The sequence below is a fragment of the Microbacterium sp. SCN 71-21 genome, from assembly GCF_001725695.1.
Classification (GTDB): Bacteria; Actinomycetota; Actinomycetes; order Actinomycetales; family Microbacteriaceae; genus Microbacterium; species Microbacterium ginsengisoli.
The window spans coordinates 45602-56181 of record NZ_MEGA01000002.1 but is presented as its reverse complement, the minus strand read 5'-3'; the positions used below and the strand labels follow the sequence as shown (position 1 = coordinate 56181).

General features: G+C 71.8%; 10 protein-coding genes. 7 read left to right on the top strand and 3 right to left on the bottom strand.

Annotated features, from left to right (window positions below; genetic code table 11):
• Positions 1-36 precede the first annotated feature (36 nt).
• Entirely contained in the window at positions 37-675 is a 639-nt protein-coding gene (locus ABT08_RS00615) for an alpha/beta hydrolase (RefSeq protein ID WP_056519652.1), read from the top strand.
• Between the two features lie 48 nt (positions 676-723).
• Here the strand turns inward: ABT08_RS00615 and ABT08_RS00610 are convergent, their stop codons facing one another.
• Together ABT08_RS00610 and ABT08_RS00605 are read right to left on the bottom strand one after the other, a co-directional pair.
• On the bottom strand, positions 724-1938 hold the full coding sequence (locus tag ABT08_RS00610; protein ID WP_056519648.1) for a lactonase family protein: 1215 nt from the start codon (positions 1936-1938) through the stop codon (positions 724-726).
• Positions 1939-1946: 8 nt separating this feature from the next.
• Positions 1947-3233, bottom strand: coding sequence for an adenylosuccinate synthase (locus tag ABT08_RS00605; protein ID WP_045247953.1), 1287 nt, complete (start codon positions 3231-3233; stop codon positions 1947-1949).
• A gap of 108 nt (positions 3234-3341) precedes the next feature.
• On the opposite strand from ABT08_RS00605, the gene ABT08_RS00600 reads away from it, so the two are divergent.
• From ABT08_RS00600 to ABT08_RS00580, 5 genes are read left to right on the top strand one after another with little or no spacing between them, the layout of a single operon-like run.
• On the top strand, positions 3342-4046 hold the full coding sequence (locus tag ABT08_RS00600) for a Pr6Pr family membrane protein (RefSeq protein WP_045247952.1): 705 nt from the start codon (positions 3342-3344) through the stop codon (positions 4044-4046).
• A 50-nt stretch (positions 4047-4096) separates the two neighbouring features.
• Complete coding sequence (gene argG, locus ABT08_RS00595) at positions 4097-5539, top strand: argininosuccinate synthase (protein ID WP_045247951.1); 1443 nt, start codon at positions 4097-4099, stop codon at positions 5537-5539.
• A gap of 59 nt (positions 5540-5598) precedes the next feature.
• Positions 5599-6237, top strand: a complete 639-nt coding sequence (locus ABT08_RS00590) for a TetR/AcrR family transcriptional regulator (RefSeq protein ID WP_056519642.1) — start codon at positions 5599-5601, stop codon at positions 6235-6237.
• On the top strand, positions 6237-7004 hold the full coding sequence (locus ABT08_RS00585) for a hypothetical protein (RefSeq protein ID WP_288113665.1): 768 nt from the start codon (positions 6237-6239) through the stop codon (positions 7002-7004). The genes ABT08_RS00590 and ABT08_RS00585 overlap by 1 nt, the downstream gene beginning before the upstream one ends.
• Entirely contained in the window at positions 7001-8860 is a 1860-nt protein-coding gene (locus tag ABT08_RS00580; RefSeq protein WP_056206176.1) for a YhgE/Pip family protein, read from the top strand. Before ABT08_RS00585 ends, ABT08_RS00580 begins: the two co-directional genes overlap by 4 nt.
• 151 nt (positions 8861-9011) lie before the next feature.
• Here the strand turns inward: ABT08_RS00580 and ABT08_RS00575 are convergent, their stop codons facing one another.
• Positions 9012-9902 carry an NAD-dependent epimerase/dehydratase family protein gene (locus ABT08_RS00575; protein WP_045247948.1) on the bottom strand — a complete coding sequence of 297 codons (891 nt, stop codon included), beginning with the start codon at positions 9900-9902 and terminating at the stop codon, positions 9012-9014.
• A gap of 80 nt (positions 9903-9982) precedes the next feature.
• Here ABT08_RS00575 and ABT08_RS00570 point away from each other — a divergent pair, with 80 nt between their 5' ends.
• Positions 9983-10537: a TetR/AcrR family transcriptional regulator gene (locus tag ABT08_RS00570; RefSeq protein ID WP_056206173.1), complete on the top strand. Its 555-nt coding sequence runs from the start codon at positions 9983-9985 to the stop codon at positions 10535-10537.
• Positions 10538-10580: the final 43 nt, after the last annotated feature.

Here is a 10580-nt window from a genome sequence, read left to right as displayed (position 1 = left end):
CCCGCTCGACCTCGCTCCGCTCGAAAGGCTCCCCCCATGCTGATCCGTGAGACCGCGGCATCCGACCCTCTCGCCACCAGCGCTCCCGTCGTCGCCCTGCTGCTGCACGGCTACGGAGCGAGCGAGCGCGACCTCGCCGGCATCGGCGACCGCCTCACCGCGGGACTCCCGTGGGTGTCCCTGCGCGCCCCGCTGGCCCTACCCCAGGGCGGAGCCGCGTGGTTCCCTGTCACGGTGCCCGGCTCCCCCGACCCGCAGCCCGTCGTCGAGGCGACCGAGGCGATCTGGACCTGGGTCCAGGAGAACCTGCTGCCCGATGCCCGGATCGTGCCGATCGGCTTCTCGCAGGGCGGACTCATGGCGAGCCAGCTGCTGCGCACCCGCCCCGAACGGGTCGCCGCCACCGCGGTGCTGGGGGGTTTCGTGCTCGGCGCCGCACAGCCGGCGGACCCGCTGCTTCGCCGCATGAAGCCGGAGGCGTTCTGGGCGCGGGGTGACGCCGACCGCGTCATCGCGACCCCGGCCGTCGAACGCACCGAGGCCTGGCTCCCCTCGCACACGACCCTCACCGCTCGGGTCTATCCCGGGCTCGGCCACGCGATCGATCAGCGGGTGCTCGATGATCTCGCCGTGTTCCTCGCGGCCGCCGTGCCGCTCGGAGCGTCGACGATCTGACACCGCTCATGCGCACGCTGCCCCGCCGGTGGGCGCCTGCCGTGGCGCTCAGCGCGCGACGAGGATGCGTGTGGGGTTCGGCGCCTCGGTGCGGTGCCGCACGCGTCCCGGTATGCCCGTGCGCAGGTCGAGTGCGAGCGACGCGATGCTGCCGCTGCGCTCGCCTGCGACAAGCAGGGTGTCGCGCTGCACGGTGTGGTCGCGCGGCCAGCTCACCCCCGACTCCACGAGGGCGAGCGGGGTGAGATCGGTGCCGGTGCCGGCCACGCGCACGGTGGCGATCGTGTCGCTGCCCCGCAACCCCAGGTAGACCCGCTCGGCATCACGAGAGAGCACGATGCCCGCCGCGAGGTCGCCGGCGGGCGCACCCAGCGACAGACCCGCCACGATGCGCCACGCACCCGACGCATCCGGCGCGAGCGCGAAGAGCTCGGCGCTCAGCTCGGTGACGACGTACAGGTGACCGCTCGGGTGCCAGACCGCGTGCCGCGGCCCGCTGCCCCGCGGGAGCACGACCTCTCCGACCGGACGCAGCCGCGACCCCGACGGTCGCCAGAACCGCACCAGGTCGAAGCCCATGTCGGTGGTGGCGACGAGTCCGCGCGGCAGGAAGGTCGCATGGTGGGCGCGCGAGACGCGCACTTCGGGGTCGACCTCGACGACGACGGCGGGTTCGACGGATGCCTCGGGCTCGGCGTAGTCGGGAACGAGATGCGCGAACTCCGCCCCCGCCGCCTCACGCAGGGCGCGCGCCGCAGCGGCGAGATCGATCGCGTCCACCGCGGGGCGCGCGGGTGCCTGGCCCACCGAATCCCCCGCGACCGCGAACGGGTCGCCGGACGAGAACGGATCCCCGGCTGACGCCCCGATCTCCGGCGTATGCGGGCGGCCCGCGGCATCCAGCCCCATCGCCACGACACGACCGTCCCCCCAGCAGCTCGCGATGAGCCGCGTGCCGTCGGGGTCGACGGCGACGTGGCAGACCAGGTCGCCGGCGGGAACCGGATCGCCGAGGCGGGCGAAGCCGCGCTCGCTCGTGCGACGGAAGGCCTGCACGGCCCCCTGTCCCTCGAGTGCCGCGTAGACGACGTCGAGCCTCGGGTGGGCGCTGAGCCACGACGGCGAGGATGCCGCCGCCGCCGTGCCGGCGAAGGCCAACGGCCCGCCCGCGAGGTGGTCGATCACCTCACCGGCGCGCAGCTCGCCGATGCCGGCGGCCTCGCCGCCCATGTCGGCACCGTACCCGCCGAGCCAGAACCGCATGGCGCGGGTCAGTCGACGAGATCGTGGCGCACGATGACGGCGTCGCGCGCGGGGCCGACACCGATCACCGAGATGCGGGTGCCGCTCATCTGCTCGAGCGCGAGCACGTAGTCCTGCGCCTCGAGGGGAAGCTCGTCGAAGGTGCGGGCACCCGAGATGTCCTCGCTCCAGCCCGGGAAGTACTCCAGGATCGGGGTCGCGTGGTGGAAGTCGCTCTGGTTCACCGGCACCTCGTCGAACCTCTCACCGTCGACGTCGTAGGCCACGCACACCGGGATCTCGTCGAGGCCGGTGAGGATGTCGAGCTTGGTGAGCACGAGGTCGGTGATGCCGTTGATGCGCGTCGCGTATCGGGTGATGGGCGCGTCGTACCAGCCCACCCGACGCGGACGGCCGGTGGTCGTGCCGAACTCGAAGCCGCGCGATCGCAGCCATTCGCCCTGTTCGTCGAACAGCTCGGTCGGGAAGGGACCGGAGCCGACCCGCGTCGTGTAGGCCTTCACGATGCCGACGATGCGGTCGAGGCGGTTCGGGCCGACACCGGAGCCGGTCGCGGCGCCGCCGGCCGTCGCCGACGAGCTCGTGACGAACGGGTACGTGCCGTGGTCGACGTCGAGCATCGTGGCCTGTCCGCCCTCGAACACCACGACATCGCCCGCGTCGAGCGCCTCGCTGAGCAGCAGGGCGGTGTCGGCGACCATCGGGCGCAGGCGCTCGGCGTAGGAGAGCAGGTCGTCGACGATCTCGTCGACGGCGATCGCGCGACGGTTGAAGACCTTCACCAGCAGGTGGTTCTTCTGGTCGAGGGCGCCCTCGACCTTCTGACGCAGGATGTTCTCGTCGAAGAGGTCCTGCACGCGGATGCCGACACGATTGATCTTGTCGGCGTAGGCGGGGCCGATGCCGCGCCCGGTCGTGCCGATCTGGCGCTTGCCGAGGAAGCGCTCGGTCACCTTGTCGAGGGTGCGGTGGTACTGCGTGATGATGTGGGCGTTCGCGCTGATGCGCAGGCGCGACGTGTCGAGACCGCGGGCGGCGAGCGCCTCGAGCTCGTAGAACAGCACCTCGAGGTCGACGACGACGCCGTTGCCGATGACGGGGTTGACGCCGGGCGACAGGATGCCGGAGGGAAGGAGGTGCAGCGCGTACTTCTCGTCGCCGATCACGACGGTGTGGCCGGCGTTGTTGCCTCCGTTGAACTTGACGACCCAGTCGGTGCGGTCGCCGAGCAGGTCGGTGGCCTTGCCCTTCCCCTCGTCACCCCACTGCACGCCGACGATGACAATTCCGGGCATGGTGGCTCCTCACCTAGCAGAGGGGGTTACACCCCATCCTATCGAGAGGCCCGCTCGGGAGCGGGATGGCGCGGACGCCGGCGTGCGGCATCCCCCTACAGTGAGCAGATGACGACGCTGCAGACCCCCGGCTGGGCACGCACCTGGACGCTCGTGCGCGCCGCGGGAGCGCTCATCATCCTCACGGCGATCATCGGCCAGGCCGAGGTCACCTTCGGCGGCGCGATCGCGAACGGGCTCGACGTGGGCGTCGTGCTCGTGAACTTCTTCAGCTTCTTCACGATCCTCTCCAATGTCGGGTCGGTCGTGATCCTCGCCGCGGTGGCGGTGTGGTCCGTCACCGGCGGGCGGGGTGGCGTCTCGCCTCTCCCCCGGGGTCTCGCGGTCGTGCTCGCCTGCGTGAGCACCTACATGATCATCACGGGCATCGTCTACAACACCCTGCTGCGCGGCATCCCGCTGCCGCAGGGCACGACCGTCGAATGGGCGAACGAGATCCTGCACGTGGTCGGTCCGATCATCCTGTTGGCCGATGTGCTGGTGGGCGCGCGGGTGCGGTCGTTGGGATGGCGCGTGGTGCCGATCGTGCTCGCGTTCCCGATCGTGTGGGTCGTCTACACCCTCGTGCGCGGGCCGCTCGTGACCAACCCCAACACGGGGGCGCCGTACTGGTACCCCTACCCGTTCCTCGACCCGAACGCGCAGGCGTCGGGCTACGCCGGGGTGGCGCTCTGGGTCGCGATCATCTCCGCGGCGTTCATCGTGGTCGGCGTCCTCGTGGTCTGGGTGGGGCGTCTGCGCACCCGCTCCTGACCGCGCCCGAGCGCGGGGCACGCGGCATCCGGCTCGGTAGGCTGGTGCCCATGTCGAAAGTGCTGCAGTCCCTCCCCGTCGGCGAGCGCGTCGGCATCGCGTTCTCGGGGGGCCTTGACACCTCGGTCGCGGTGGCCTGGATGCGCGACAAGGGCGCCATACCCTGCACCTACACCGGTGACCTCGGCCAGCCCGATGAGACCGACATCGATGCGATCCCGGGGCGCGCGCTCGAGTACGGTGCCGAGGTCTCGCGCCTGGTCGACTGCAAGACGGCCCTCGTCGAGGAGGGCTTCGTCGCGCTGACCTGTGGCGCGTTCCACATCCGCTCGGGCGGACGCACCTACTTCAACACCACCCCCATCGGCCGCGCCGTCACCGGCACGCTGCTCGTGCGCGCGATGAAGGAGGACGGCGTCGACATCTGGGGTGACGGTTCGACCTACAAGGGCAACGACATCGAGCGGTTCTACCGCTACGGCCTGCTCGCCAACCCCGCGCTGCGCATCTACAAGCCGTGGCTCGACGCCGACTTCGTGACCGAGCTCGGCGGCCGGCAGGAGATGAGCGAGTGGCTCGTCGCCCACGGCTTCCCCTATCGCGACAGCGCCGAGAAGGCCTATTCGACCGACGCCAACATCTGGGGGGCGACGCACGAGGCGAAGACCCTCGAGCACCTGGATGTCTCACTCGAGACCGTCGAGCCCATCATGGGCGTTCGCTTCTGGGACCCGTCCGTCGAGATCGCCGCGGAGGACGTCACCGTGACGTTCGAGGCCGGGCGTCCGGTGGCGCTGAACGGCGTCGAGTTCCGCGACCCGGTGGCGCTCGTGTTCGAGGCGAACCGCATCGGCGGCCGCCACGGCCTGGGCATGAGCGACCAGATCGAGAACCGCATCATCGAGGCGAAGTCCCGCGGCATCTACGAGGCGCCGGGTATGGCGCTGCTGTTCATCGCGTACGAGCGACTCGTGAACAGCATCCTCAACGAGGACACCCTCGCGACCTACCACGAACAGGGTCGCCGTCTCGGCCGCCTCATGTACGAGGGTCGCTGGCTCGAGCCCCAGTCGCTCATGCTGCGCGAGTCGATCCAGAAGTGGGTCGGGTCGACGATCACCGGCTCGGTGACGCTGCGCCTGCGTCGCGGCGAGGACTACACGATCCTCGACACGACGGCCGTCGGCATGTCGTACGCACCCGAGAAGCTCTCGATGGAGCGTGTCGGCGACGCCGCATTCGGCCCGGTCGACCGCATCGGCCAGCTCACGATGCGAAACCTCGACATCGCCGACTCCCGCGCGCGCCTCGAGCAGTACGCGGCGCAGGGTCTCATCGGCGGTCCGACGGGCGCTCTCGTCGGACGTCTCGAGTCGGGCGCCGCGGACGAGATCGTCGAGAACGCCGAGCCGTTCTCCGACGCGCGCGAGGCCCTCGCCGACGCGACAGACGCGGCGAACGAGTCGTCGGCCTTCGACGCCGGAACCGACTGAAAGCCATCGCCTCGAATTAACTTGCACAGCCCTGTGCAAGTTAGCGTAGACTGACGGGCATGCCCCCCGGTGTGCCCCCTGCCGCGCCCGCACGCGCGCGACGAGCGGATGCCGCGACCAATCGGGTCGCGCTCGTGCGGGCCGCGCAGACCGTGCTCGCCCGCGACCCCCACGCCTCGATCGACACGATCGCCCGCGAGGCCGGCCTCAGTCGTCGCGCCGTCTACGGTCACTTCCCCGACCGCGACAGCCTGGTGCGCGCGGTCATCGCGGTCGCTGCCGAGCGGTTCAACGCGATCGCGACGAGCACGCTCGACATCGACCCCGCGATCGCCCTCGCGACGCTCGCCGCACGGCTGTGGGCGGAGGCCGCACAGGTGCAGGCCTCCGCGAGCCTCGCCGTCGACGACGACCACGTCGACGAGACCGCCCGCTCCCTCGGGCCGTTGCGTGAGCGGCTGCGCGGGATCGTCGACCGCGGCGTCGCCGGCGGCGCATTCCGCGGCGACCTCCCGCCCGCCCTCCTCGCCCGCGTCATCGAGGAGGCCGCGCGCACAGCGCTCCGCGAGCTGACAGACATCGACGACGTCGACGCCCGCGATGTCGCCGTGCGCCTCGTGCTGAGCGTCGCGGGACTGTCATGGCACGAGGCATCCGACCTGCTGAGCACCCACCCCGCCGTTCTCGAGGAGGACTGATGCGCATCGAGCTGACCGACGTGTCGAAGGGTCGCGGCGGCGAGGCGCTGCCGTCGACCACGATCGCCTACGAGTCGGGGGTCGCCCGTCTCGCGACCGCCGAGACCGAGCAGCGGCCGACAGTGCTGGGCCTGCTGGCCGCCGGACGCATGAGCAGCGGCACCGGCGAGGTGCGCATCGACGGACGAGCGGATGCCGCGGCCCTGCGTCGACGCATCGCCCTGGTCGACGCGCCCGACGTGTGCGATCCGGCCGCCGATGTCACGGTCGCCGGCGTCGCCGCCGAGGAGCTGATGTTCGCCGGCGCTCCGTCCCACCCCCGCGCGGTGCGCGCGTGGCTGCGTTCGCACGACCTCGACGCCCATTCCCGCACGCCGATCGCCGACCTCGAGCCGGCCGCGCGGGTGAGGATGCTGCTCGAGCTCGCCCTGCTGCGGCGCGGCGTCGACGGCGTCGTGCTGGTCTCCCCCGACCGCCACGGCGGCGACCCGGTCGCGTGGTGGTCGATCGCCGAGGAGATCGCCGCCCGCGACGTGGCCGTGCTGGTGATCGCCGGCGAGGCGTCGGCGATGGTGCTGGCCGGCGCCGCGGTGCGGGCGACCGACCCGCTCCCGCCCCTGCCCGTCGAGCCCGAGGGGACGGGCGACCAGACGAGCGAGCCCGAGCCGGGCGCCGACGGCGCCTCGGTGTACGCGCCCGTGGGCGACCCGACGAGCGAGCCCCTCGACTCCCCCCACACTCCCGACCCCACCGAGGACCCCCGATGAAGATCCCCGCCATGATCGCGGCGGAACTGCGCCGCCTCACCGCCACCCGCATGGCCGTCATCGCGCTCATCGCGCTCATGTGCGTGCCGATCCTCTACGGCGGCCTGTACCTGTGGGCCAACCAGGACCCGTACGGCAAGCTGGCCGACGTTCCCGTCGGCCTCGTCGTCGAGGACATCGGCGTCGCGGCGTCCGGCGACCAGCCCGCGTCGAACTACGGCGAGCAGGTCGCCGACCAGCTGATGTCGAGCGGAACGTTCGCGTGGCAGCGCCTGACTCCTGCCGAGGCGCGGGCCTCGCTCGCGCAGGGCGGCGTCGACTTCACGGTGACGATCCCGGCCGACTTCTCGGCCGCTCTCACCTCCGCTGCCGGCACCGATCCGCACGCGGCGACGATCTCGCTGCAGACCAACGACGCGAACAACTACCTGGCGTCCACGATCGGCTCGCAGGCGGTCGCGAAGATCCAGGCCTCGGTCACGCAGCTCGTCGGCAAACAGGCGGCCCTGCGGCTGCTCACCGGCATCAGCGACATCCGCTCGAACCTGGTGACGGCGGCGGACGGCGCGACGAGCCTCGCGAGCGGGGCGGATGCCGCGGCATCCGGTGCGAACACGGCCGCCGCAGGAGCGGCGCAGCTCTCCGACGGCACGTCCCAGCTCGCCGCCGGGGCGGGCACGCTCAGCGCGGGCGCCGACCGGGTGGCGAGCGGCGCCGCCCAGGTCGCCTCGGGCACGGCGCAACTCGCGCAGACGGCCGATCAGGTGGGTGCGGTCGCGAACCAGGCCGCCGGTGCGCTGCCGCAGGTGCGGTCGGCCATTGCGCAGCAGCTCGCGGACCAGGGGCTCACCCAGGCCCAGATCAACCAGGTGCTCGCGCAGCTCGATCCGCTCGGCACCCAGCTGACGGCGGCGAACACGCAGCTGCAGGCCGCTGTCGGCAAGATCGACCAGCTCAACGCGGGCGCGCAGCAGGTCTCGAGCGGGGCGAGCCAGGTCGCCGATGGCGCGTCGAGCCTGGCAAGCGGGGCGGATGCCGCGGCATCCGGTGCCTCTCAGCTGAAGGACGGCACGGCCCAGCTGGCGAGCGGGCTGACGACGCTCGATCAGGGCGCCGCGAAGCTGCGTGACGGACTCGAGAGCGGGCTGTCGCAGATCCCGGACTCGTCGGCCGACCTTCGCGAGAAGCAGGCCGAGACGATCTCGGACCCGGTGACGGTCACGTCGGGCAAGCTCGCCTCCGCCGAGGACTACGGCGCGGGCCTCGCCCCCTTCTTCGTGGCCCTCGCCGGCTGGATCGGCATCTACGCCCTGTTCCTGATCGTGAAGCCGATCTCCCGGCGAGCCGTGACCGCGCTGCACTCGCCCCTGCGGGTGACGGTCGCCGGTTGGCTGACCCCGGGGCTGCTCGGCGGCGTGCAGATGCTGGGACTGTTCGGCGTGCTGGCGGTCGCGCTCGGGTTCACCTTCGCGAACCCCGTCGCCACGCTCGGCATCATGCTGGTCGCCTCGCTGACCTACGCCGCGATCGTGCTGGCGCTGAACGTGTGGCTCGGGTCGGTCGGGCAGTTCCTCGGGTTGGTGCTCATGGTGCTGCAGCTGGTCACCGCGGGCGGCACCTTCCCGTGGCAGACGCTCCCCGGGCCGCTCGCCGCACTGCATCATGTACTGCCGATGGGATATGTCGTCGACGCCATGCGCCAGCTCATGTACGGCGGCGACCTGTCGCGCGTGCCCGGCGATCTCGCGGTGCTGTTCACCTGGATGATCGGCGCGCTGCTCCTCGCCGCGATCGGCGTGACGCGGATGACCCACCGCCGCACCCTGCGCGATCTGCAGCCGAGCCTCATCGGGTGAGGTGAGGGGGGCGGATGCCGCGGCATCCGCCCCCCTCACCCTGCGTGGCCGCGAGCGTCGCACCACAGGCGGGGCCCCGCCCGCACAGGAACTCCCGCGGGAACAGGGCGATCACGCCCGAATCGTCCTGTTCTCGCGCATTCTCCTGCACTCAGCCGCTGTAGGCGCCCGCGGCGATGTCCTCGGCGAGGGTCGGCCCGGTCGGCTCCCAGGCGAAGCGCTCACGGGTGAGCGTGGCGGAAGCGGCGATGTCGGCGGCGAAGAACCGCCCGATCCACCCGAAGTGCGCATCGGCGTCGGCGGGGGCGACAGAACGCACCGGCACGCCGAGTGCGGCACCGAGCCACGCCGCGATGTCGCGAGCCGGAATTCCGTCCTCAGCGACAGCGTGCACGATCGTCCCGGGCTCGCCGCCCTCGATCGCGAGCCGCACGAGACGGGCAGCGTCGGTGCGGTGTACCGCGGGCCAGCGGTTCATGCCGTCGCCGACATATCCGGCGAACCCCTGCGTGCGGGCGATGCGGGCGAGCTCCGCGGTGAAGCCGTGGTCGCCCATGCCGTGCACCGTCGGGGCGAAGCGGGCCGCCATGGCCCGCACACCCTGCGCCGCCCAGCCGAGCGCGAGGTTCTCGCTGCCGCCGCGCATCGATTCGATGCCGTGCTGCGTGGACGGCGTCGCCTCGGTGAGGGTCTGCCCGGGGTAGCCCGCCATGCCGGAGGCGACGATGAGCGCACCGCCACGAGGCGCGAGCGTCTCGGCGAGCGCGGCGACGGCATGGTGCTCGATCACCCCTGACTCGGCGAACCGTGCGAAGTCGTGCACGAAGGCGAGGTGGGCCACGGCGTCGGCGCCGGCGGCGCCGGCGCGCAGCGAGTCGAGGTCGGTCAGCTCGCCGCGCAGCACCTCGATGCCGCGGGCGGCGAGGGTGTCGGCGGCGGCCGCGGTGCGAGCGAGGCCGACGACCTCATGTCCTGCCGAGAGCAGTTCGGCCGACACGGCGGTTCCGATCCAGCCGGTGGCTCCGGTGACGAAGATGCGCATGATGCGCTCCCTTCCTGATGTCAGTGTGTGACATCAGGCTAGCACCCAACGTCAGTCACTGTCATCACTATGATCGACGTATGGGTCGATGGGAACCGGGAGCACGCGAGCGACTCGCGCGCGCCGCGCTCGACCTCTATGTCGAGCGCGGGTTCGACGAGACATCCGTCGGCGACATCGCCGCGCGCGCAGGAGTCACTGAGCGCACCTTCTTCCGACACTTCGCCGACAAGCGCGAGGTGCTCTTCCAGGGATCGGCCGTGCTCCAGCAGCGGGTCGTCGCCGCGATCGCCGCCGCCGACCACCGACTCACGCCGTTGCAGATCATGATCACGGTGATGCGGGAGACGCAGGAGTACTTCCCCGACCACGATTTCGTGGCCGCCCGTCAGGCCGCGATCGACCGCAACACGAGCCTGCGGGAGCGCGAGCTGCTCAAGCTCGCCACCATGCGCGCCGCCGCCGCCGACGCGCTGCGCGCGCGAGGCGTCGACGACCTGTCGGCCGACCTCGCCGCCGACGCCGGCGTCTCGCTGTTCCACCAGGGGTTCCAGCGCTGGGTGGCCGGCGCCGCCCCCGACCTCGTCTCGGGCATCGACGACGCGGCATCCGCTCTCCGCGGCCTCACCGCCTGACGCGACGCTCCGCGCTCGACATGACGGAACGCCGCACCCCGAG